Annotated in this window: 17 protein-coding genes, 3 tRNA genes and 1 pseudogene; 10 read left to right on the top strand and 11 right to left on the bottom strand. The window is 73.7% G+C overall.

What is annotated here, in order from left to right; translation table 11 throughout:
- Window positions 1–27: 27 nt before the first annotated feature.
- The 4 genes and pseudogenes from QWJ13_RS09795 to QWJ13_RS09780 all read left to right on the top strand — a co-directional run.
- Window positions 28–729: pseudogene (locus QWJ13_RS09795) on the top strand (nucleotidyltransferase family protein); the annotation flags it as partial.
- A gap of 125 nt (window positions 730–854) precedes the next feature.
- Window positions 855–1,772 (top strand): NAD-dependent epimerase/dehydratase family protein, encoded by a 918-nt coding sequence (locus tag QWJ13_RS09790; RefSeq protein WP_316522544.1) that lies wholly within the window; start codon window positions 855–857, stop codon window positions 1,770–1,772.
- Window positions 1,769–2,464: a spherulation-specific family 4 protein gene (locus QWJ13_RS09785; RefSeq protein ID WP_316522542.1), complete on the top strand. Its 696-nt coding sequence runs from the start codon at window positions 1,769–1,771 to the stop codon at window positions 2,462–2,464. Before QWJ13_RS09790 ends, QWJ13_RS09785 begins: the two co-directional genes overlap by 4 nt.
- 22 nt (window positions 2,465–2,486) lie before the next feature.
- The gene (locus tag QWJ13_RS09780; protein ID WP_316522541.1) at window positions 2,487–3,518 is read left to right on the top strand and encodes an endo alpha-1,4 polygalactosaminidase; all 1,032 of its coding nucleotides are present in this window, start codon (window positions 2,487–2,489) and stop codon (window positions 3,516–3,518) included.
- Window positions 3,519–3,572: 54 nt separating this feature from the next.
- On the opposite strand, the gene QWJ13_RS09775 is transcribed toward QWJ13_RS09780, so the two are convergent.
- Window positions 3,573–3,773: a hypothetical protein gene (locus QWJ13_RS09775; protein WP_316522539.1), complete on the bottom strand. Its 201-nt coding sequence runs from the start codon at window positions 3,771–3,773 to the stop codon at window positions 3,573–3,575.
- A 153-nt stretch (window positions 3,774–3,926) separates the two neighbouring features.
- Between QWJ13_RS09775 and QWJ13_RS09770 the strand changes: the two genes are divergently transcribed.
- From QWJ13_RS09770 to QWJ13_RS09755, 4 genes are all read left to right on the top strand, one after another.
- On the top strand, window positions 3,927–4,880 hold the full coding sequence (locus tag QWJ13_RS09770; protein ID WP_316522537.1) for an aldo/keto reductase: 954 nt from the start codon (window positions 3,927–3,929) through the stop codon (window positions 4,878–4,880).
- A gap of 192 nt (window positions 4,881–5,072) precedes the next feature.
- Window positions 5,073–5,468: a type VII secretion target gene (locus tag QWJ13_RS09765; RefSeq protein ID WP_316522535.1), complete on the top strand. Its 396-nt coding sequence runs from the start codon at window positions 5,073–5,075 to the stop codon at window positions 5,466–5,468.
- A 13-nt stretch (window positions 5,469–5,481) separates the two neighbouring features.
- On the top strand, window positions 5,482–7,692 hold the full coding sequence (locus QWJ13_RS09760) for a hypothetical protein (protein WP_316522533.1): 2,211 nt from the start codon (window positions 5,482–5,484) through the stop codon (window positions 7,690–7,692).
- A complete protein-coding gene (locus QWJ13_RS09755) occupies window positions 7,689–8,747 on the top strand; it encodes a hypothetical protein (RefSeq protein WP_316522532.1) in 1,059 nt (352 codons plus the stop codon). Before QWJ13_RS09760 ends, QWJ13_RS09755 begins: the two co-directional genes overlap by 4 nt.
- A gap of 56 nt (window positions 8,748–8,803) precedes the next feature.
- Here QWJ13_RS09755 and QWJ13_RS09750 read toward each other — a convergent pair whose 3' ends face one another.
- The 6 genes from QWJ13_RS09750 to QWJ13_RS09725 all read right to left on the bottom strand — a co-directional run bounded on the left by QWJ13_RS09750 (window position 8,804) and on the right by QWJ13_RS09725 (window position 12,242).
- Window positions 8,804–9,772 (bottom strand): C40 family peptidase, encoded by a 969-nt coding sequence (locus QWJ13_RS09750; RefSeq protein WP_316522531.1) that lies wholly within the window; start codon window positions 9,770–9,772, stop codon window positions 8,804–8,806.
- A complete protein-coding gene (locus QWJ13_RS09745) occupies window positions 9,769–11,043 on the bottom strand; it encodes an SPFH domain-containing protein (RefSeq protein ID WP_316522529.1) in 1,275 nt (424 codons plus the stop codon). Before QWJ13_RS09745 ends, QWJ13_RS09750 begins: the two co-directional genes overlap by 4 nt.
- A gap of 195 nt (window positions 11,044–11,238) precedes the next feature.
- Complete coding sequence (locus QWJ13_RS09740) at window positions 11,239–11,553, bottom strand: hypothetical protein (protein ID WP_316522526.1); 315 nt, start codon at window positions 11,551–11,553, stop codon at window positions 11,239–11,241.
- Window positions 11,554–11,802: 249 nt separating this feature from the next.
- A tRNA-Arg gene (locus QWJ13_RS09735) sits at window positions 11,803–11,878 on the bottom strand.
- Between the two features lie 32 nt (window positions 11,879–11,910).
- Window positions 11,911–11,986: transfer RNA gene (locus tag QWJ13_RS09730), tRNA-Arg, on the bottom strand.
- Between the two features lie 162 nt (window positions 11,987–12,148).
- Window positions 12,149–12,242, bottom strand: a tRNA-Ser gene (locus QWJ13_RS09725).
- Between the two features lie 177 nt (window positions 12,243–12,419).
- Between QWJ13_RS09725 and QWJ13_RS09720 the strand changes: the two genes are divergently transcribed.
- On the top strand, window positions 12,420–15,944 hold the full coding sequence (locus tag QWJ13_RS09720; RefSeq protein ID WP_316522524.1) for a hybrid sensor histidine kinase/response regulator: 3,525 nt from the start codon (window positions 12,420–12,422) through the stop codon (window positions 15,942–15,944).
- Window positions 15,945–16,032: 88 nt separating this feature from the next.
- Here the strand turns inward: QWJ13_RS09720 and QWJ13_RS09715 are convergent, their stop codons facing one another.
- The 3 genes from QWJ13_RS09715 to QWJ13_RS09705 form a co-directional block, all read right to left on the bottom strand.
- Complete coding sequence (locus QWJ13_RS09715; RefSeq protein WP_316522522.1) at window positions 16,033–17,694, bottom strand: long-chain fatty acid--CoA ligase; 1,662 nt, start codon at window positions 17,692–17,694, stop codon at window positions 16,033–16,035.
- Between the two features lie 162 nt (window positions 17,695–17,856).
- Window positions 17,857–19,032, bottom strand: coding sequence for a hypothetical protein (locus QWJ13_RS09710; RefSeq protein WP_316522519.1), 1,176 nt, complete (start codon window positions 19,030–19,032; stop codon window positions 17,857–17,859).
- 43 nt (window positions 19,033–19,075) lie between these two features.
- Window positions 19,076–19,945: a glycoside hydrolase domain-containing protein gene (locus QWJ13_RS09705; protein WP_316522516.1), complete on the bottom strand. Its 870-nt coding sequence runs from the start codon at window positions 19,943–19,945 to the stop codon at window positions 19,076–19,078.
- 152 nt (window positions 19,946–20,097) lie between these two features.
- Between QWJ13_RS09705 and QWJ13_RS09700 the strand changes: the two genes are divergently transcribed.
- Window positions 20,098–21,165 (top strand): EamA family transporter, encoded by a 1,068-nt coding sequence (locus QWJ13_RS09700; RefSeq protein ID WP_316522513.1) that lies wholly within the window; start codon window positions 20,098–20,100, stop codon window positions 21,163–21,165.
- A 21-nt stretch (window positions 21,166–21,186) separates the two neighbouring features.
- Here QWJ13_RS09700 and QWJ13_RS09695 read toward each other — a convergent pair whose 3' ends face one another.
- A complete protein-coding gene (locus tag QWJ13_RS09695) occupies window positions 21,187–21,921 on the bottom strand; it encodes a pyridoxine/pyridoxamine 5'-phosphate oxidase (protein WP_316522512.1) in 735 nt (244 codons plus the stop codon).
- Between the last annotated feature and the right edge of the window lie 523 nt (window positions 21,922–22,444).

Raw genomic sequence — 22,444 nt, 5'->3', positions numbered from 1 at the left:
GCACATCCTTTCCGTGGGGGAAACACCATGCATGCAGTGATCCTGGCCGGCGGTAAGGGCGTTCGCCTTCGCCCGTACACCACCGCGCTTCCCAAGCCGCTCGTTCCGATCGGCGACCAGCACGCGATCCTGGAGATCGTGATGCGCCAGCTCGCCGCGTCGGGCTTCCAAACCGTCACCCTGGCCATCGGCCATCTCGGCCACATCATCCGCGCCTACGTCGGCAACGGCTCGCAGTGGGGCCTGCGGGTCGGCTACGCCGTCGAGGACAGCCCGCTCGGCACCATGGGCCCGCTGCTCACCATGCAGGACCGCCTGCCGGAGCATTTCCTGGTGATGAACGGCGACATCCTGACCGACCTGGACTTCGCCGGGGTGCTCAAGCACCACGAGGCGTCCGGGGCTCCGCTGACCATTGCCACCTACGCCCGCCAGGTCAAGATCGACTTCGGCGTGCTGACCTCCGCCGAGGGCAGCATCACCGGCTTCCAGGAGAAGCCCAGCATCGACTACCGCGTCTCGATGGGCGTGTACGGCGTCTCCCGCTCGGCACTCGCCACGTACACCCCGGGCCTGCCACTGGGCTTCGACGAGCTGGTGCTGGACCTGCTGGCCGCCCGGACCCCGCCCGCCGCCTACGAGTTCGGCGGCTACTGGCTGGACATCGGCCGACCCGACGACTACGACCGGGCCAACGCCGAGTTCTCGACCATCCGCCCGGTCCTGATGCCCTTCGAGTCGACCGGTACCCGGCCGGGTGTCGCGGACCTGCCGATCCCGGCCGCCCGCACCGCCCCGGACGACGAGGCCACCGAGCCCGCCACCGCGGGCACCGAGAGCGACGGACGGGCCGCGTGAGAATACTGCTCCTCGGCGGCGACGGCTTCCTCGGCCGTCACGCCACCGCCGTCCTGCGGTCACTGCCCGGTGCCACCGTGCTGACCGCGGGGCGGCGGCCCGCCCACGACCTCCGGCTGGACCTGGCCACCGCCCAGGCCGGCCCGCTCGGCGAGGAACTGTCCGCGCTGGCCCCCGACGTGGTGGTCAACTTCGCCGGCGCGGTGGCCGGCAGCGCGGTCAAGCTCGCCGAGGTGAACGCCCGCGGCCCGGCGGTGCTCTGCGAGGCGCTCGCCCTGGGCGCCCCCACGTCACGTCTGGTGCACATCGGTTCGGCCGGCGAGTACGGCGTCTGCGCGGAGGGCGAATCCCTCGCCGAGGACGCCGACGCCCGCCCGGTCGGCGTCTACGGCGCGACCAAGCTGGCCGGCTCCCTCGCGGTGGCCGGCTCGCCGCTGGACGCCGTGGTGCTGCGGGTGTTCAACCCCGTCGGCCCCGGCGCCCCGGTGGGCTCACTGCCAGGACGACTGGCCGCCGAGCTGCGCCGGGTGCTGCCCGAGGGCAACGACGGCGTGATCACGGTCGGCGACCTCTCCGCCTACCGCGACTTCGTCGACGCCCGGGACGTGGCCGAGGCGGTCGGCCTGGCCGTCACCGCCGACCGCCCGCTGCCCCGGGTGCTCAACCTGGCCTCCGGGAACGCCCTACAGGTCCGGTCGATCGCCCACGGGCTGGCCGCCGTGGCCCGCTTCAGCGGCCGGTTCGACGAGAGCGGGGCGGGCTCCGAACGCTCGGCCGCCGTCTCCTGGCAGCAGGCCGACGTCTCGGCCGCCGAACGGGCGCTCGGCTGGCGCGCGCGGACCGGACTCGGCGACACCCTGCGTGACCTGTGGCTCGACACCGAAGAGCCCACGCCCGCCCCGGTGGTCGCATGACCGCCGGGTACACCCCCGACGGCCGCCTGCTGGTGCCGCTGTACGTCCACCCCGCGGTGGACCCGGCGGCCTGGCAGGCGGTCGCCGCCGCCGACCCCGCCCGGATCGCCGCCGTCGTGCTCAACCTCGCCGACGGACCGGGCGCGCTCCCGGACCACGTCTTCGCCGAGGCGGCCGACGAACTGCGCGCCGCGGGGCTGCCGTTGGTCGGCTACACCGACACCGACTACGGCCGGCGGCCGCACGCGGCCGTGGTGGGCGACATTCTGACGTACCGTCAGCGCCATGCAATCACCGGCGTCTACCTCGACCAAGTGTCCACCCACCCGGGCGCGTTGGCGCACTACCGGCGGCTGGCCACGGCCGCCCGCGCGGCCGGCTGCGGCACCGTGGTGTTCGGCCACGGCGAGCACCCGGACCCGGGCTACGCCGAGGTCGGCCTGGCCGACCTCCTGGTCACCTTCGAGGGCGACTGGGAGACCTACCGCACCATGACGCAGCCGCTGTGGACCGCCCGGCACGCGGCCTCCCGCTTCTGCCACCTGGTCTACGACGTCCCCACCGAGCACGCCCAGGACGCCGCCGCCCTGATCGCCGCCCGGCGAGCCGGCGTCGGCTGCGCCGTACCAGGAGCCGGGGAGAACCCCTGGCGCACCCTGCCGTACGGCCTGAACGCCGCTGAACTGACTTGACCCGACTCGGAGTTCGACTACCGTGAACCGCCGCAACCGGCTACTACCGGCCGCCCTGGCCCTCGCCACCGCCACCGCCCTGCTGGTCAGCTCGTGCAGCAGCTCGGGATCGGAGGACGACCAGGACTCGGCCGACGGCACCCCGAGCAACTCCCCCGCGGCCACCGCGCCGAGCACCACCGGCACCACCGACCCGACCACCACCGCCCCGGAAACGCCGGGCACCCCGGCACCCGCGCCCACCACCACCGGCGCCCCCGCCCCGGCAACGGGCACGCCGGGCGGCAGCACCCCGCCCGCCACCGCACCCGGCCCCGGCACCCCGCCGGGCAACCCCGCCCCGGCGCCGGCCGGAGCCCACTGGCAGCCCGCCCCGGGCCTGACCTGGCAGTGGCAACTCGGCGGCGGCGTGGACCAGTCGGTGGACGTCCCGGTCTACGACATCGACGGCTTCGAGAACGACGCCTCGGTGGTGGCCGCACTGCACGCCAAGGGCCGCAAGGTGATCTGCTACATCAACGCCGGCTCCTGGGAGGACTTCCGCCCCGACTCCGCCGCCTTCGCCAAGTCCCTCCAGGGCTCGGACACCGGCTGGAAGGGCGAGAAGTGGTTCGACATCCGCAAGCTCGACCAGCTGAGGCCGCTGATGGCCGCCCGCTTCGACATGTGCCGGAGCAAGGGCTTCGACGCCATCGAGCCGGACACCATCGAGGCCTACAACCAGAACAGCGGCTTCCCGCTGACCCCCGACGACCAGCTCAAGTACAACCGGATGCTGGCGCAGCTCGCCCACGAACGCGGCCTCGCCATCGGCCTGAAGAACGACCTGGACCAGATCCCGGCCCTGCTCGCGGACTTCGACTTCGCGGTCAACGAGGAGTGCGCCCAGTTCGACGAGTGCGACCGGGTCGCCCCCTTCGTCAAGGCGGGCAAGGCGGTCTTCCACGTCGAATACAAGCTCGACACGGACCGGTTCTGCGCCAAGACCAAGTCGCTGGGCTTCAGTTCGATGCAGAAGAAGCTCGAACTGAACGCCTGGCGCAAGCCCTGCTGAGGCGTTCCGCTCCCGTCGCGCGGGTGACCCTCCACCGGGCCACCCGCGCGAAGGTCACTTGACCGCCAGCCAGATGACGGCGCCCAGAACGGCCAGCGCGACGACGGCGACCAGCGCGATCACGCCGGTGCGGCTGCCGCTCTTGGCACTGCCGTAGGTGGAAACGTTGCCCGGCGCCTGCGGAGCCGGGGTCTCGTCGACGAACGCCCGGAACATCTGGGTGCTGCCGGCGGGGTCGTAGTCGTTGTCAGCCATGGCACGGACTCTAACGAATCCGCCCACCTCGGGCACACCCCGGACCCCCGTCACGCACGCCACACCACCCGCACGTGCGACAGCGGTACGACGGGCATGTGAAGTCCGCGGAATTCACCGGCGCCCCGCCCCGCGGTCGGGTTGACTGGGACCATGACCGGAACCCACAGCCGGGTGAGCCTCGGCACCTCCGACCTGTCCGTCTTCCCGCTCTCCCTCGGCGGCAACGTCTTCGGCTGGACGGCGGACGAAGAGCAGTCCTTCGCCGTCCTGGACGCCTACGCGGCGGCCGGCGGCAACTTCGTCGACACCGCCGACGTCTACTCCTCCTGGGCCCCGGGCAACACCGGCGGCGAGTCCGAGACCGTCCTCGGCAACTGGCTGCGCAGCCGCGGCAACCGCGAGGACATCGTGATCGCCACCAAGGTCGGCATGCTGGCCGACCGCAGCGGTCTGAGCGCCACCAACATCAAGGCCGCGGCCGAGGACTCGCTGCGCCGCCTCGGCGTCGAGCGGATCGACCTCTACTACACCCACCGGGACGACGACACCCCGGTCGAGGAGTTCGTCACCGCGCTGGACCAGCTGGTCCGCGAGGGCAAGGTCCGGGCGGTCGCCGCCTCCAACATCTCCGCCGAGCGGCTCGCCGAGGCGCTGGCCTTCGCCGAGCGCGAGGGCCTGGCGAAGTACATCGCCGTGCAGCCGCACTACAACCTGGTCTCGCGCGACACCTTCGAGGGCCCGCTGGCCGAGGTGGTCGCCGAGCACGGCCTGGCCACCGTCCCGTACTACGCGCTGGCCTCCGGCTTCCTGACCGGCAAGTACCGCCCGGGTGGCGAGAACGTGGCCAGCGCCCGCGCCGAGGGCGCCGCCCGCTACCTGGCCGAGCCGCGCGGCCTCAAGGTGCTGGAGGCGCTGGACACCGTCGCCGCCGAGCAGGAGGTGGAGCCCGCCTCCGTCGCCCTGGCCTGGCTCGCGGCCCGGCCGACGGTCGCCGCCCCGATCGCCAGCGCCCGCACCGTCGAGCAGCTTCCGCCGCTGCTGGCCGGCGCCACCCTGGAGCTCACCCCGGAGCAGACCGCGCTGCTGGACGCCGCCTCCGCCTGAGCCCGGGACGGCCCGGCATCGTCTCCGCAGGCCGCGAACCCGCCCCACCCGGGGCCCGGTTCGCGGCCTGTGCCGTTCCGGATCGGATCCGCCGGTTCGGGAACCATCGGCGGAGCTGACAAGTCGTGGTCAATGAACGACCAAGCACGGACAAAGACTTCAAGACCACGACGCCAATATCGGGGGAACGCTTTGGCTGACAATCCTGCCTGGGACGGCCTGTTCGACGACGCGGACCGGGCGAAGTACGCGAGCCTGCGGCTCAACTCCGCCGACGGCCCCGCCGGCGGCGGCCAGGTGACCGTCACTCCCGCCGACCTGAAGGCGCGGGCCGGCACCGTCAGCGAGATCCAGGGCAACTTCCACACCGTCGACGACACCGCCGACGAGAAGACCACCACCGCCTATGCCGCGCTGACCAGTTGGCAGACCGGCCCGGAGCTGCGCAACCGCTCCATGCGCTGGGACAACCAGGTCGCCACCCTCGGCAACATGCTCTACGAGCTCGCCGACCGGCTCCGGAAGACCGCCGACCAGTACACGGCGACCGAGAACGCCAACAAGCAGAACCTGTCCGGCGGGAACTGAGGGGGCCACCACCGTGCTGAGCTACGAGATCGTCCGCAACACCAAGTTCGAGCCGCTGCACGCGGCCGCCGAGGAGTGGAAGACCCTCCAGGCCCGCTACGTGGGCCTGAAGGACCGGCTGACCAGCGAGGTCGCCGACAAGCTGGCCGCCGGCTGGGAGGGCGAGGCCGCCACCCAGGCCGGGGAGCAGCTCAAGAAAGCCGCCGAACAGCTCGACGCCGCCGGCAAGGAGTCCGCCGACATCAGCGGGCTGCTCGCGGACGCCGCCCAGCAGTTCACCGCCGCCCAGGACCGGCTGAAGAAGATCGCCGACGAGGACGGCCCGGCCAACCACCTCCAGGTCGACGGCACCGGCAAGGTCACCGACGTCCACCCGCTGCTCAACGACAAGTCCGCCCAGGGCGACCCGGACTACGAGCGGGTCTTCCTGCCCCAGCGCAAGCGCGCGGTGGAGGACCTGGTCCACAGCCTCGAAGCGGTGCTCCAGCAGGCCGCCGACGCGGACCAGGCCGCCGCCTGGGCCCTGCGCTCGGATCCGAACGGCGCGAGCGACCACTCGTTCAACGCCAACGGCTACCACAACCTCAAGGACGCCACCGAGGCCCGCAAGGACCTGTCCGACGCGCTCGCCCTGGCCGGGAAGGGCGGCGGCAACCTCTCGATCGAGGAGCTGACCAGGCTCAACGCCCTGCTGGACAAGCGCAAGAACGATCCGGCGTTCGCCGAGCAGTTCGCCACCACGCTCGGCCCGCGGGGCACCCTGGACTTCTGGCGCGATGCCAACGACCCGTCGCTGTTCGGCAAGTACAGCAAGGAACGCAACGAGGCCATGAAGCAGCTCCAGGCCTCGCTGGGCGCGACCCTGGGCACCGCCACCCAGAGCCGCTCCAAGGCCATGCAGGAGTGGGAGGACGAGATGATCAAGCTCGGCCCCCAGCTCGTGAACCGCCACGGCGGCGGCCCGCTGCCGCAGGGCTTCCAGCTGATGAGCAGTCTGATGCGCTCCGGCACCTACGACTCCGACTTCCTCAACTCCTACGGCGAGAGCCTGCTCAAGCACGAGCGCGACCTCAAGGTCGATCCGCAGGCGATCTGGGTGCCCGACTCCATGCAGCCCAAGTGGGACTACCTCGGCGAAGGTCGCGGTGGCGACCCGGTGGCCGGCTTCCTGGAGTCGCTCAGCCACAACCCCCAGGCCTCCACCCGCTTCCTGGACCCGGGCGGCCCCTGGCAGCACGACAACCTCAAGTATCTGCTGCACGACCGCCGTTGGCCCCAGGAGATAGTCGACGGCGATTACGTCAAGGGCCAGCACTCGCTCGGCCTGGCCATCGAGGCCGCCGCCACCGGCAGCCTTCCCGGCCAGGAGGACTCCGTCAAGCACCACACCGAGGCCCAAGCCCGGGTGATGCACGACAGCGTCAACCTGCTGGACGGCGGCATCGGCAAGGAGAAGCTCCCGGCCGGCATGCAGCGCCCGATCGCCGACGCGCTGGCCGACTACGCGTCCGACACCCACGACATCCTCTCCGGCACCAACCGCGCCTCCAAGGAGCACGCGGGCGCCGGCGGCAGCGGTGTCTGGATCGACCCGGTCACCGGGGAGACCAGGATGGCCACGGACAAGGGCGCCCTGATCCGGGTCCTGCGCGGCATCGCCGACGACCCCGAGTCCCACCACATCGTCCAGCAGGCCGAGATGGTGCACGTCGCCCAGCAGCTCGCCGAGCTCCCGTCGAACGTGGGCGAGAAGGAGTGGAAGGGCGTGATGGCCAACTCCTCGGTCGCCCTCGGCGTGTACGACGCCGTCCAGGCCGACGCCATCCTCGACCAGCGCGACGACGACGCCAAGGTCAAGGCCTGGCAGGCCAAGGGCCTGTACCAGGGCATCGGCACCCCGATGAAGCTGGTCCCGGTCCCCGGCCTCGGCGCCGCGGCGCAGTCCCTGCTCGGCGACGGGATCATGCACTGGCAGATGAGTGCCACCGAGGAGATCAACGCGACCGCGGCCGGCCGGATCGAGGGGAACACCCTCACCGGCGCCAACGGCCGCAGCGGACACGAGGGGATCAGCGCCATGGTCGAGAAGTGGCAGGAGCAGCGCAACGGGCTCAACCCGGACTCCCCGGCCGTCGACTGGGACGAGCAGCAGATGCGGACGATCTACAACACCGGCCGCAGCGACGCCGCCACCGCCCTCGGCCGCGGCGGCGAGAACAAGTGACGCCCGAGCCCGCCGAGCCGCGCGGGGCCCGTCGGCGGTGGCGGCTTCCGGTCGCCGCCGCCGTCGGGCTGGCCCTCGCCGCCGGCGCCGTGTTCTACCTGGGCGGCGGGTACGACCGCTGGCAGGACGGCCGCTCGCTGGCCGGGCTCTGCCACGGCAGCGTGGACGCCGCCGAGGTCGAGGACCTGCTCGGGGTGGACCGGGTGCGCGGCAAGGACGTCAACGGGCCCGACGGCCTGGCCTCCTGCTCCTTGGACAACGCCGACAACCCCGGCAACGGCTACCTGGACGTCCGGATCGCCCGGGGCGAGGCGGGAGTCGTCCAGGCGCTGCACACGCTCGGCCGGGACCGTCCGGACCTCGCCACCAGCATGGTGATGCCGCTCGGCCACGGCCACCGGGGCGTGCTGGACCTCAAGGGCCGGAGCGACTCGGCCGCCGTGGTCGCCCTCGACTGCCGGGACCGGGGCGAGGAGGGGCTGCTGGTCACCGTCCGGACCGTTCCCGCCAACGGCAAGTACGTCCACGACGACCCGGCCCGGCGGGCCCGGTTCGCCCGCGTCGCCGCCCGCGCCGCGCAGGGCGCCGCCCGGGTCTGGGGCTGCACCGCGCCCTCCGGTCCGGAGATCACCGAGGTTCCGGCGGACGACCGGTACGTCAAGGTCGCGGACGGCGCGGCGGGCGGCACCTGCGCCGGGCTGCCCGGCATCACCGGTGAGTCGCCCGCGGACCCGGGCGCCCCGATCGAGGACTGCTTCCTGTACGCCGGTCAGGACACCCCGCGCTTCCGCCTGGGGGCGTACTACCCGCCGTTCGCGGAGTTCCTCCCCGCCGTCGCGGACTACCCGGTCACCGGCCCGGCCGGCGCCAAGGACGACGTGGCCTGGGCCACCGCCGGCTGCCCGGGCGGCGCCACCGCCCTTTTCACGGTGTCCACCGTGTTCGACGGGGACCGGGTCGGCGCGCCCGACCCCGCCCTGGAGAAGGAGGCCCTGCGCACCTTCGCCACCCGCTCCGCCCAGCGCCACGGCTGCTCGGCGCCGCACCTTCCCTGAGCACGCGTACGGGCCCCGGCAGCGTCGTGCTGTCGGGGCCCGTACGCGTGCCGGGACTACGGCCGGCCGAAGTGGGTCGGGTAGTAGCCGGAGGTGAGGGTCGAGACCCGGACGGTCGTGCCCGGCCGCGGCGCCTCCACGAACTTGCCGCCGCCCAGGTAGATCCCCACGTGGTGGATGCCCGAGGCCCGGCCGCTGTCCGACCAGAACACCAGGTCACCGCGGCGCAGCTGCCCGGCGCTGATCGGGGTGCTCGCCGCGTACTGGTCGTCGGCCACCCGCGGCAGGCTGATCCCCGCGCGCCGGTAGGCCTGCTGGACCAGCCCCGAGCAGTCGTAGCCGGACGGGCCGTTGCCGCCCCAGACGTACGGCTTGCCCAGCTGGGCGAGCGCGTAGTCGACGGCCGACTCCATGCTCCCGGAGGCCGGCGCGGGGTTCGCCGACGGACGGTTCGCGGGCTGCGGAGCGGCCTGGGCGGAGCCACCGCCGGACTGCCCGGTGTTCCTCGTGTAGACGTCGTAGTGGCTGGTCCAACGCCACTCGCCACTGCCGTTCTTGAACCAGTACTTGGAGCCGTCCCAGCCCTGGCGGATCCCGGCGGAGGAGGCCGAGCCGTTGGAGACGGCCTGGGCGGAGCCACCGCCGGACTGCCCGGTGTTCCGCGCGTACACGTCGTAGTGGCTGGTCCAACGCCACTCGCCACTGCCGTTCTTGAACCAGTACTTGGAGCCGTCCCAACCCTGCTTCCCGGCCGCGGCGTGCGCGGAGCCGGCCCCGGCCGTCAGGCCGACGACCCCGGCGCCCGCCAGCACGGTGGTGGCCAGGCAGGTACTTCGCACGGCACGGTGTATTCGGCTGCCGCCTTCCGGCGCCGAGCGGGCGGTGCGCGGCCGGGCGGCGCAGTTCGGGCAGCCGCAGCCCGCCATCGCGGGGATGCTGCCGAGGCGCTCCTCGAAGCCGATCAGACCGCGGTCGCCGTCGGTGCCGGTCCCGGGTCCGGTGTACGCGCCGGTGGCTATCCTCATGCGGGTCGTCCTTCCTTCCGCCCGGCACGGGCGGCCGGGGACGGTACCGAGGCGGCCACTCCGGCCGGGGCGACGAAGGCGACCAGCAGCTGTTCCATCAGGGCGCTGCGGGCGGCCTCGTCCAGTTCGTGCGCGGTCGCCCGCTCCAGTCGGCGCACGGCGAGCGCCGCCGCCTCGACCGCGTCGTCCACCAGCACCGTCCGCAGGCCCGCGTCCAGGTCGGCCAGCCGGCGTCGGCGCATCGACTCGGCCACCTCGGGCGCGTATTCGAGGGCCAGCGGCTGCACCGAGTAGACCTCCAGTCCGGCCGGGGCGGCCTCGGCGGCCAGCGCCCTGGTCATCTCGTCGGCGAACCACTGCCCGTCGCGCAGCGCGGGGCCGGGCGCCGCGTTGCTGTCGCAGGGCAGGGTGGAGGCGGTGCGGGTGAGCACCGCCTGGACCTGCTCGCGCAGGTAGCCCTCGTGGTCCTCGATCGCCAGCAGCGCCCGCGCGGTGTCCTTGACCCGCCAGACGATCAGCAGCCGGACCACGATCGGCGTGCCGGTGCGGTCCACCACCTTGACCGGCTCGCTGCGCCAGTGCCGCAGCCGTACGTCCACCCGGCGGCGGCGCAGCAGCGGGTTGACCCAGACCAGGCCGGTCCGGCGGACGGTGCCCCGGTAGCGGCCCCAGCGGGTCAGCACCCGGGTCTCGCCGCCCGCGTTGGCCAGCAGACCGGCGAGCGCGAGGACGACCAGCAGTCCGGCCGAGGCCGCGGCGGTGATCGACTTCGCGTCCGCCTCCACCGCGCCGCTCTCCTTGGCGGCGCTGCCGCGCAGGTCGGGCAGCACGTCCCAGTGCGGGATGACGCCGGTGCGGAGCAGGACGAGCAGCACGCCGGTCACGCCGATCAGCACCGCCAGCAGGGCGATCCAGCCGGGCAGCGCGGTGGCGCGCTGCTCGCGCAGCGCCTGGTCGGCGCGCGGCGGGCGACGGGAGGTGGTGGCGGTCGGCACCCCGGCCAGCGTGGTTTCCAGAAGGTCGACGGTCTCCGGGGCGGCTGTCTCCAGCGGATCGCGCAGGTCCACCCGCTCGCTCGGCGAGGGGCTCGGGACGACGGCCAGCGGAGTGGTCGCCGGGCCGCTGTCGGCCGGGCCGCCCTGCTGGACGGTCTTCACGACCGTGGTCTTGGCGAGCGGGCTGGAACCCGAGGCGGAACGTTCCGGCAGTGCGGGCGGGAGCGCCTTGGGCAGATGGTCGGGTCGCTGCGAAGAATCGCGGGTGACGTCCATGCACGGATCCTCTGGGTCGGTGTGTCGCGCAACGGGCGGCCCGGATCGGACGGGCAGTGCCAGGGTTAGGCTAAGTTCATACGTCATCAAATGCGACATTTGAACCAAGGTGTGTCGACATTTGCTGACGAATCGTTCAAAGCCGACCTGACGCGCAGGCACATGAACGGATGGTCGGGACAGTTCGGCGCGAGTTCAGCGCCGAGGGGCACCGGGCCTACGGTCAAACACCCGACGGGTGGTCAGCCCTAGGCCGGTGAGCACCATCAGGGCTCCGGCGAGTCCGATGCGCCAGGCGTCCTGCCCGGACCGCGCGGAGGCGCTCAGCGCGGGCTCGACCGACACGGTGGGCACCGACTTCGCGGCGGCGGGGGCGGGGGCGGCTGTGGAGGCGGCAGCGGGGGACTGCGGAGTCGGGACAAAGGGCCGGGTGTCGACGACCAGGGTCGCCGGCAGCCCGGTCGCGAGCACGGCCGGGGCGACAGCCGTACGGGAAAACTGTCGGCTCATCCGGCTCTCCTTCGCGATCGGCTGCCGGGATGGTGGGCAGTCGACACAAGATCGGACAAAAAGGAATCACGATCCTGAGCCGGTCATACTGCGACACCTGCGCTTTTGCCGAGGTCCCACCCGTTTGGCAGCCATCCGGGGGGTCAGGACGGGATGTACCCGAATCAGCCGCATTTCATCCATGGGGCGGCAGGGCACGCACGGCGGAACGAGAGAAGCCCCCCGGCCAGTGGCCGAGGGGCTTCTCGATGGTGCGCTCAGCAGGATTCGAACCTGCAACCTCTTGATCCGTAGTCAAGTGCTCTATCCGTTGAGCTATGAGCGCAAGGAACGGGCGAACCCGATCTTGCGGTGGTTTGGTGCGCTCAGCAGGATTCGAACCTGCAACCTCTTGATCCGTAGTCAAGTGCTCTATCCGTTGAGCTATGAGCGCTCGCCCTGGTGAACGTTGCCGCCGGGGCGTTGCGTGGACAACATTACATGACCTGCGGCGTGGGGCGAAATCGGTTGATCCGACCCCCGCCCGGGGCCGCCCGGAGGCCCCCGGGAACGCGAAGAGCCCCCGTCGACAAGATCGTCGACGGGGGCTCCCGACTGGCGGAGGCTGAGGGATTTGAACCCTCGATCAGGAATAACCCCGAAACCGCATTAGCAGTGCGGCGCCATAGACCGGACTAGGCGAAGCCTCCCCACATGGACCACGCCCGCGTGAGCGGACCCGTTCCGTGTGTCAGTGATGATGCCACAACCCTGGGGCTCGGCACCAACCACCGCCCACGTTACTAGGCGGGTCGTCTCCGCCGCAAAGAAGAATGAGATACTGCCGTCTCCGGAGGAGCTGCCCCGAGCCGAGGAGACCTGTCGACGTGAGCAGCGGGCCGATCCGAGGCGCTGCTCGCCTCGCGGCGATACTCGACGCCCTGCCCGACGCATTGTTGCTGGTGAACAGCAACGGCACCGTCGTGGACGCCAACAGCGCGGCTGTCCAGGCATTGCAGGCACCGGGCACCTCACTGGTCGGCATGGGCGTCCTGGGCCTGCTCCCCGAATTCGACCCCAGCCGGATCCCCGGCTCGATGCGCCCGGCCACCCGCGACGGCGACGCCGTCGAGCGCCCGGTCCGGATGACCGCCCGCCGCACCGACGGCACCACCTTCCCGGTCGAGGTCTCCGGCAACGACTTCGCCGACGACGGCGGCAGCGGCCGCGGCTACGCGCGCTCCCCGTACGACTCGTACCGGGAGAACTCGCCCTCCTCCTCCGACCTGCTCCTGCTGCTGGTCCGCGACCTCTCCGGCCGGCTCGGCGTGGAGGCCGAGCTGCGCCGCCAGCACAAGCAGACCGAGATGATCCTGCGCGCGGCCGCCGAAGGCGTGCTCGGCGTGGACCTCGAAGGCCGCTGCGTGCTGGTCAACCCGGCCGCCGCGCACATCCTGGAGTACCGGGCGAGCGAGCTGGGCGGGCGCGAGCTGCACCCGCTGATCCAGCACTCCCGGGCCGACGGCACCCCGCTGGCGCTGGAGGAGTCGGCGCTGCTGGACACCCTGACCTCCGGGCGCAAGCACCGGGTGCGCGGCACCGTGCTGTGGCGCAAGGACGGCAGACCGGTCACCGTCGACCTCACCACCGCCCCCGTCCGGGACGGTGACCAGCTGGTCGGCGCGGTGATGACCTTCACCGACCGCAGCCGCGAAATCGCGCTGACCGCCCGCAACGAGCACCTCACCGCCGTCCTGGAGAGCGAACTGGGCGGCGCCCTGAACGCGCTGAACGAGCGGCTCGACGCGCTCGCCGCCGACCCGGCCGGCCAGCTCTGGCCGGAGGCCAACTGGACGCTGCGCCGGCTGGCCGCCGAGTGCCGCCGGTTCGGCAAGCTGATCGACGGGGTCCTCGACCACCAGCGCTGCGAGGCCGGCGAGAGCGGCGCGGCCGAGGGCAAGGAGCCCAAGGCCGGCCAGGAAGGCCCGGCAGGCAAGGACGGCAAGGGCGGGCGGAAGGCCGAGCCTCGGGTACCGGTCGGTCTGGACACCGTGGTCCGCCGGGCCGTCGAAGAGGCCGGCGAGCTGGTCGGCCCCGGCCGGGTGCGGTTCTCCGTGCACGCCGCCGCGGTCGAGGTGATCGCCGACGAGCGGCGGCTGGCCCAGGCGCTGGCCCACCTGGTCGCCGACGTCAGCGGCATCGGCCTGGCGCTGGACGCCCCCGCCACCCCCTCCCCCGGCCTGGCCGTGCCCGGCCTGAACGGCGCCGCCGAGCCCGCGCAGCCGCCCGCCCCCGAGCCGCCGACCGTCGTCCTGGCCGCCGCCCAGCGCGGCGAGGTCGCCCGGGTCGAGATCCGCGGGCCCGGCGTCGGCGGCAGCCCCGTCCACCTGCCGATAGCCAGCGCCGTGGTCGAGCGGCACGGCGGTGTGCTCCAGCCGCACGAGCTGCCCGGCAAGGCCGGCACCACGTACGTCGTCGAGCTGCCGCTGGACCCGGCCGCCGCGAAGGCCGCCGCCGAGCGCGCCGCCGCCGAGGGCCGCTCCGACCGGCCCAAGGAGAGCGACAGCGCCGTCCTGCCCGAGCTGCCGGGCATCCCGCAGCTGCCCAGCGGCGGCGAGGCCGCCGAGCCCGCGAAGGACGGCGACCAGCCCGGTCCCGAGCGCGCCGACGCGAAGCCGGCGACCGCCGAGGAGCCCACGGCCGAGCGGCGCGGCCGCCGCGGCAAGCCGGCCGTCGAGACCCCCGAGCCCAAGGCCCCCGCCGCGCCCTCCGCCCCTTCCGTCCCTTCCGCGCCCTCCGTCCCTTCCGCTCCCTCCGTCCCTTCCGCTCCCGACGTTCCCGCCGACCAGTGGCCGAACGCCCCCGCCCGGATCGAGCGGGCCGTCCCCGAGCAGTGGAACGGCACCGGCAACGACCCCGCGTACGGCCGCCAGGGCCTGCCCGGACCGAACGGCGCCCAGAGCGACCCGTGGGGCAAGGACGACGGCCGCTCCGGCCCCGCCTACGCCGTGCCCGTCCACGGCGACCGGGCGCAGCCGAACCGGCCCGCCGGGCGCGAGCCGCTGGCGCTCGGCCCGGCCCCCGCGCCCGCCGCGGAGGGCACTCCGCCGGGCGGCACCCCGACCGCCGAGCCCGCCGCGCCGACCGGCCGGCGCCGCGCGCTGCCCGCCGCCGAGGACGCCTCCGGCGGCTTCGCCCTGCCCGGAGCGCCCGAGACCCCGGTCTACCCCGGCCTGGAGCACGCCCTGCCGACCGGTCCCGCCCCCGCGCTGCCCGAACCGGCCGCCGCGCCGACCGGCCGCCGCCGCCGACTGGCCGTCCCGCCGGGCCCCGGCCCCGACGCGCTCGTGAACGCCTCCGGCCCGTCCGGCGCCGTCGGCCAGCCGGAGCCCGCCCCGGGCACCGCGCTGGCCCCCGCCCGGGCCGCGTTGCCCTCCGCCGAGCAGCCCTCGGCCCCGCGTCCGGTCGGCACCGGCCTGGGCGAACTCGCCCCGGCGCGTCCGCTCGGCCCCACGCCGGTGCCCGCCACCGCGCTGCCCGCCCCCGCGACGCCCATCGCGCCGCAGCCGCCCGTCCCGGCCGACGCCGGACGGACCGCGCCGCGCGCGATGGCCGAGCTCCCGGCCGCCGAACCGCGGCCCGCCGCCGGGCAGCCGTCGGCCCCGACCGGCGAGCTGGTCAACACCCGTCGGCTGCTGGTCTGGCCCGAACCCGACCCGGCCACCAAGCAGGCGCTCCAGTCGCGCGGCTACCTCCCGGTGATCGTCCGCTCCCGCGAGGAGGTGGACGCACAGGCCCCCGGCTTCCCCGCCGCCCTGTTCATCGACCCGCTGACCGGCCCGATCACCCGCACCGCGCTCCAGTCGCTGCGCACCGCCGCGCTCAACCGGAGGGTCCCGGTGCTGGTCACCGCCGGGCTCGGCCAGGCCACCCGGGACGCCGCGTACGGGGCCGACCCGGCCGTCCTGCTGCGCGCCCTGGCGCCGCGCGACGGCGAGCACCACGCGCCGCGGGTGCTGCTGGTCGAGGGCGATCCGGACATCGCCGCCGCCATGATCAGCAGCCTGGAGCGGCGCGGCATGCACGTCGAGCACGCGGTGGACGAGAACGACGCGGTGGCCCGGGCGAGCAGCGTGCAGCCCAACCTGGTGGTGATGGACCTGTTGCAGATCCGCCGCCGCCGGGTCGGCCTGCTGGACTGGCTGCGCGCCAACGACCGGCTGCACCGCACCCCGCTGGTGGTCTACACCTCGGTGGACCTCGACCCGCGCGAACTGCCCCGGCTGCGCACCGGCGAGACGGTGCTGTTCCTCGCCGAGCGCTCGACCAGCGAGGACGTCCAGTCCCGGATCGTCGACCTGCTCGGGCGGATCGGCGCGATGGGCGAGGCGGGCGTCGCCGCCGCCGGCTGAGACGTCGGCCGAGGCATCGGCCGACGCATCGGCCGAGGCACGCGAAAGGGCCGACCCCGTTCCGTACGGGGTCGGCCCTTTCGTCCGCTCACTCCTTGCCGAGCACCGTGACGTCCAGCTCCTCGGCCGCGTAACTGGCCCGGATCACCTTCTTGTCGAACTTGCCGACCGAGGTCTTCGGCACCGACTCGACGATCGACCAGCGCTCCGGCAGCTGCCAGGAGGCGATCCGCTCGGACAGGAAGGCCCGCAGCTCCTTCAGCCCGACGGTCGCGCCCGGACGCAGCACCACGGTGGCCAGCGGGCGCTCGCCCCACTTCTCGTCCGGGACGGCGACCACGGCGGCCTCGGCCACCTCCGGGTGGGCCATCAGGACGTTCTCCAGTTCGACGGACGAGATCCATTCACCGCCGGACTTGATCACGTCCTTGGCCCGGTCGGTGAGGGTGAGGTAGCCGTCGGCGGTGATGGTGCCGACGTCGCCGGTGCGCAGCCAGCCGTCCTCGGAGAACTTGTCGTCCGGGCGGACCGGGTCCTGGCCGGCGCCGCCGTAGTACGCCCCGGCGATCCACGGGCCGCGCACCTCCAGCTCGCCCGCGGCGACGCCGTCGTGCGGCATCCGCTCGCCGCCCGGACCGATCAGCCGGGCCTCCACCGAGGCCGGGAAGAGGCCCTGGGTGACCCGGTACGGCCACTCCTGCTCGGGGGTGAGGCCACCCGGCGGCTGGGCGAAGGAGCCGAGCGGGGAGGTCTCGGTCATGCCCCAGGCGTGCAGCACCCGGATGCCGTGGCGCTCCTCGAAGCCCTTCATCAGGGAGGGCGGGCAGGCGCTGCCGCCGATGACCACCATGCGCAGGCTGGAGGTGTCGTAGTCGCCGGCGTCGAGCTCGTCCAGCAGGCCGCTCCAGATGGTGGGGACGGCGGCGCTGACGGTCGGTCGGACGGTGGCGATCATCTCGGCCATCGGCTTGGGCTGGAGGAAACGATCCGGCATGAGCAGGTTGGCGCCGGACATGAAGGCCGCGTGCGGGATGCCCCAGGCGTTCACGTGGAACATCGGGACCACCGGCAGCGCGGTGTCGCGCGGGGTGAAGGCGAAGTTGTCGCCGGTGTTGACCTGGAAGCAGTGCAGGTAGATCGAGCGGTGGCTGTAGAGCACGCCCTTCGGGTCCCCGGTGGTGCCGGAGGTGTAGCAGAGCACGGCGGCCTGCCGCTCGTCGATGTCCTGGCGCCAGGGGTAGGCGGTGGGCCGGCCCGCGATCAGCTCCTCGTAGTCGTGCACGCCGCCCGCGAAACCGGCCAGCAGCGAGCGGTCGCCGGGACCGCTGACCACGATGTGCTTGAGGGTCGGCGCGAGGTCCGGCAGCACGGCGGCGAGCAGCGGCAGGACGGAGCCGTTCACGATGATCACGCGATCGGCGGCGTGGTTGACGATGAACGACAGCTGCTGGGCGGGCAGGCGCAGGTTCAGCGTGTGCAGCACGGAGCCCATCGCCGGAACGGCGAGGTACGCCTCCAGGTGCTCGGCGTTGTTCCACATCAACGTTGCTATGACACTCGCGTCGGTGCACCCGAGCTCGTCGCGCAAGGCCCACGCGAGCTGCGCGGCCCGCGCCCCGACCTCGGCGTAGGTCCGGACGACCGGCCCGGTGCCGTCCCAGGTGGTCACGGTCGAGCGGCCGTGGATCGTGGCGCCGTGCTCCAGGATCCGGGCGATGGTGAGCGGGACGTCCTGCATCGTGCTGAACACGGGTCCTCCTTGACCTGGCGGCACTGGCGGCTGCGCCTGCGGGCACCTACCGGGCGGTACGGGCCCGGACGTGGCCGATTGTGCCGTCCGCACCCCGCCCTGTCAGCACCTCGACCCCGTTGCGCGGATCACGGATCCATCCCGGTTCCGCCCGGGGGCGGATCAGGAGTGGTCGGGGCGGCAGAGGCGGAGGGAGTTGGCGGGGTCGGGGGTGTAGGCGGGATCGAGGGTCCAGCCCTGGGCGGCGGCGAGCCGCAGGGCGTGGTGGGCGCCGGCGCCGCGGTAGGTGGCGCGCTTGAGGTGGACGCGGCGCAGGAAGCTGCCGTCGGGGGCGGCCAGGCCGCGGTAGGAGGTGGCGGGGCGGGCGAGTTCGCGGGTGGCGTCGCGGTCGAGGATGCGGTGGATGTGGCGGTCCCAGGCGGCGGGGCTGTTGGTGAACTCGGCCCGGAAGGCGCGCGGGCCGACCGTCCAGCGGGCGCCCCAGCGGTCCCAGTAGTCGGGCTCGGGGCGGCTCACCCAGAAGGTGAGCAGACCGTACACCGGGACGTAGACGATCTGGAGCAGGAAGACGAACGGCAGCAGTGGCGCGAAGCGGACCGGCTGCGGGCCCCACGGGGTGCCGGGCGGGGCGGGCGGGTCCTGCGGGGACGGCGCGTTCAGGGCGGCCGGGGCGGGGAAGTGGCGGGCGATCCGGACGTGCTCGGCGTCCGTCCCGGACGCCGAGCCGTGCCAGCCGTGCCGCTCGGCGAGCCGGACCACGCCGGCCGCGCCGAGGCCGCGGTAGAGCCGCAGCGGGAGCCCGACCTTCACCACCCGGCCGTGGTCGGCCCGCAGCTCGCCGTCGCCGGCCGCGTGCGCCGCCTCGGCGGCGGCGATCCGGCGGGCCAGGATCGGGGTGACGTAGCGCTCCCAGTGCTCCGGGCGGCCGGTGAGTTCGGCCCGCAGACGGCGCGGCGGGATGAAGCTGCGATTGACCTTCAGCCAGCCGTCGGAGCTCGGGCCGGAGCCGCCGCCGACGTTGTCGGCGAGGATCAGGATGACGAAGAAGGCCACCAGGGCGAGGATCCAGAGCGGCGCGTAGATCCACTGGAGCAGGAACTGGAGCAGCACGACGAGGCGGTTGCGGCGCGGCGCGGGGCCGGGGAAGCCGGCCTCGGGCCGGGGCGACGGGTAGGCCGACGGGTGCGGCGGGGGCGGCGGGGGCGGGGGCGCCGGCACCGGCTGCGCGTAGGGGTTCTGCCCGTACGGCGCCTGTGCGTAGGGATTCCGCGCGTACGGATTCTGCGGCGGCGCCGCGCCGTACCCGTTCGCGCCGCCGTACCCCTGACCGTTCGCCATGCTGCCCCCCGTGCTGGATCGGGGGCCACCCTACCCGCGGGTCTCAGCCGGCGGTCGGGCCGTCCACGAGGTTGCGGTCGACGGTGAGGGTGGCGCCGTTGAAGGTCTCCTCGACATTGCCGTGGTACTGGTGGACGCGCTGGTGGAAGCTCCACAGGTCGGGGGCGAGCCCACCGGAGCCGTCGGTGTCGGCCCGGTCGTCCCAGCGGGCGTACCAGAGCGCGTCGGGCATCGGGGAGCTGCCGGCCCGGGCGGCGGCGGCGAGGTCCGCGATGCCGGAGTCGAGGCTGGAGTAGAAGCCGGAGCGGTAGCCGGCGGCGTGCAGGCCCGCCGTCCAGCCGAGGGCGAAGTCGACCACGGCCTGGCCGCAGGCCGCGTCGCGCAACGGGTAGGCCTCGATGTCCAGGTAGACCGGGCTGCCGCTGGCGAGTCCGAGCGAGCGCAGCCCCCGGACCGCCTCGTCCGCCTCCTCCCGGCCCTGCTCCGCGGCCTTCGCCGGGTCGATCCGCTGGGGCTTGCGGCTCAGGTCGGCGCACGGCGCCTGCAGCCCGACGTGCACCGGCAGGAAGCGCCAGCCCAGCGCCCGCGCCCGGCGCACCCAGTCGGCGGTGAGCCGGGACTGGACGCAGCCGCGCTGGGAGCCGCTGCTGTAGACGCCGAGTGCCCCGTACGGTGCTGCGCCGCGCCAGGCCCGCAGGGTGTCCAGCGACGGTGCGGTGCAGGCGTCGAAGGCGGGGCCGCTCCAGATGCTGCGGTGCCGGGGCGGGCCGGCCCGGTCGGGGAGCTTGACGGCGCGGATGCGGGGGGCGGCGGAGGCCCGGGCGGCGGCCTCGGCGCTCGCGCCCGTCCCGTCGGTGGCCAGCAGGAGCACGAGGGCGGCGGCGAGGAGGGCCGCGGGGCGGAGATAGCGCACCCGGCCTTGATACTGACGGTCCGTCGGAGGATCACCGCAGCCACGCCGTGGCGCCCGCGAGAGTCCACCCTTTCGGATGCACCCGTCCGGTTCCGTCCCGATTTTTGTAACGAGCTTGCTGGTTGGTCACTCCTTACGGCAAACTCACAAATATGCCCAGCTCCCATACCAGCGAAACCTCCGCCGCCTCGTCGTCGGCACCCGCCGTCGCCGAGGCCCTGGCCATGCCGCCCGGCCCCAAGGGCGAGCCTGCCGGTGAGCGGGGCAGCTGGCGACGAGGTGGGTCGCCCGGTTCCGAGGCGCCACCCGAGATCCACCCCGGCCGGTCCACCGGCCGGTTCGGCAAGATCCTGCGGCGCCCGGAGAGCATCCCGGCGCCGCTTCTCTGTCTGGTCGCGATGTTCCTGGTGCAGACCGGCATCGCCTTCTCCAAGCCGCTGTTCGGCCCGCTCGGGGTCAGCGGCACGACCTTCCTGCGGCTCGGCTTCGCCGCCGTGATCCTGCTCGCCGTCACCCGGCCGAAGCTGCGCGACAAGCGCCCGCGCGACCTCGCCGCGGCCGCGCTGCTCGGCATGGCCTCGGCGGGGATGACCTTCCTGTTCGCCGGCGCGATCGACCGGCTGCCGATGGGCACCGCCGCGACGATCGAGTTCCTCGGCCCGCTCGCGGTCGCCCTGGTCTTCGCCCGGCGCGCCAGCCACCTGCTCTGGGCGCTGCTCGCGGCCGCCGGTGTGGTGCTGCTGACCCTGCTCGGCGAGGGCAGCGACGGCGGCTCCCTCGACCCGGTCGGCCTGCTGTACGCCTTCGGAGCGGCCGCCTGCTACTCCGTGTACATCCTGTTCACCGACAAGGTCGGCGCGACCTTCCAGGGGTTCCAGGGCCTGGCGGTGTCGATGACGGTCGGCGCGCTGACGCTGGCGCCGTTCGGGCTCGGCCAGGCCTGGCACGGGCTGACCGCGCCCGAAGCCTCGCCGCTGGGGCTGCTCGCCGCGGTGGCCGGGGTGTCGCTGCTGCTGCCGGTGCTCCCGTACGCGCTGGAGATGACCGCGCTGCGGCGGATGCCGCAGCGGGTGTTCAGCGTGCTGGTCAGCCTGGAGCCGGCGGTCAGCGCGCTGGTCGGACTGGTGGTGCTGGGCCAGCTGCTGGGCGCGCCGCAGCTGGCCGGGATCGCCTGCGTGGTGGCGGCCAGCATCGGCGCCACGCTGACCGGACGGCGGTAGGCCCCGGCGCCCGCCGGCCCGTTACGGCCAGAGCAGGGTGCGCGACCACTCGGGGGAGCTGACCGGCCCGGTGCGGGTGTAGCGCAGCCGGATGTGCCGGCGCCCGGCGTCGCCCTGCCAGAACTCCACCTCGTGGGCCCACAGGGTGTAGACCGCGTGCCCGGGCGCGACCGCGTCCGGGTGCGTCTCCAGCCGGCGACGGGCGACCGCCACCGCCTCGTCGTACTCGGCGACCGAACCCAGCGGCTCGCTCTGCCGCCCGACCAGCGCACCGACCCGGGCGGCGGGCGAGCGGGTGGCGAACTCGGCGCCGGCGACCAGGTCGGCGGCCCGCTCGACGATGCCGCGCACCCGCACCTGGCGGCCCAGCTGCGGCCAGTAGACGCTCAGCGCGGCGGCCGGGTGGTCGGCGAGCTGGCGGCCCTTGGGGCTGCGGGCGTCCGCGGAGAAGCCCCAGCCGGTGCCGGCCGCGTCGACGTCCCGCAGCACCAGCACCCGGGCGTCCGGCATGCCGTCGCTGTCGACGGTGGAGAGGGTGAAGGCCTGCGGGTCCAGCACCCCGGCGTACAACGCGGTGGCGAGCCAGTCCACGAACAGCGGGCCGGGCTCGGCGGGGGCGCCCTCGTGGTCGAAGGACGGCAGCGGGCGGGCCATCGGCGGGCGGCCGAGCAGCAGTTCGGGGACGGACCGGTGCCCGGGATTCGGTGCAGGCCTGGTCTCGTCCGGGCCGATCAGGCCCTCCTCCTCCGCCGCCATCGCGCACCCTTCCTTCCGATTGCCGCGATCGCCACCCCGGCCGGCCCTCCTGGGCCCGGGCACGTGGGTGCGCTGTCGGAGCGCAACCGTACCGCCGGACGCCGACGGCTCCGGGCGCGGGCCCCCGGACGCACGCGCGGGCGGTGCCGATGTCGGCACCGCCCGCGGGACCGGTGTCGCGGTGACCCTTTCCGCCTGCCGGTCGAATGCTGTTCTGTCGCTGTTCCGTCTGGATGTGACGCGTTGATCGCGGCCACCCACGTCCGACGCCCCCGCCGTTCGTGGTGCCCGGTGCCGTCACCCGGCCTTGCGGTCGCTCAGTCGCCCTCCAAGAAGCCGTTCCGAGAAGTTTTTCATCGTGAAATCTGACATCATCCGTGCCATCGTCGATCAAGGTGGGCAAGGTTCGCCGGCCGGACGAACACCCGCGATCAGTGGCGCCGGAAGACAGCATTCCGCAACAAATCGACAAAGCACTAGCTCGTGCGGCCGATTTCGCCCGTTCGCGTGATGCCCACCCTGG

This window comes from Kitasatospora brasiliensis (assembly GCF_032654805.1).
GTDB classification, from domain to species: domain Bacteria; phylum Actinomycetota; class Actinomycetes; order Streptomycetales; family Streptomycetaceae; genus Kitasatospora; species Kitasatospora brasiliensis.
This window is presented reverse-complemented; position numbering and strand designations above follow the sequence as displayed.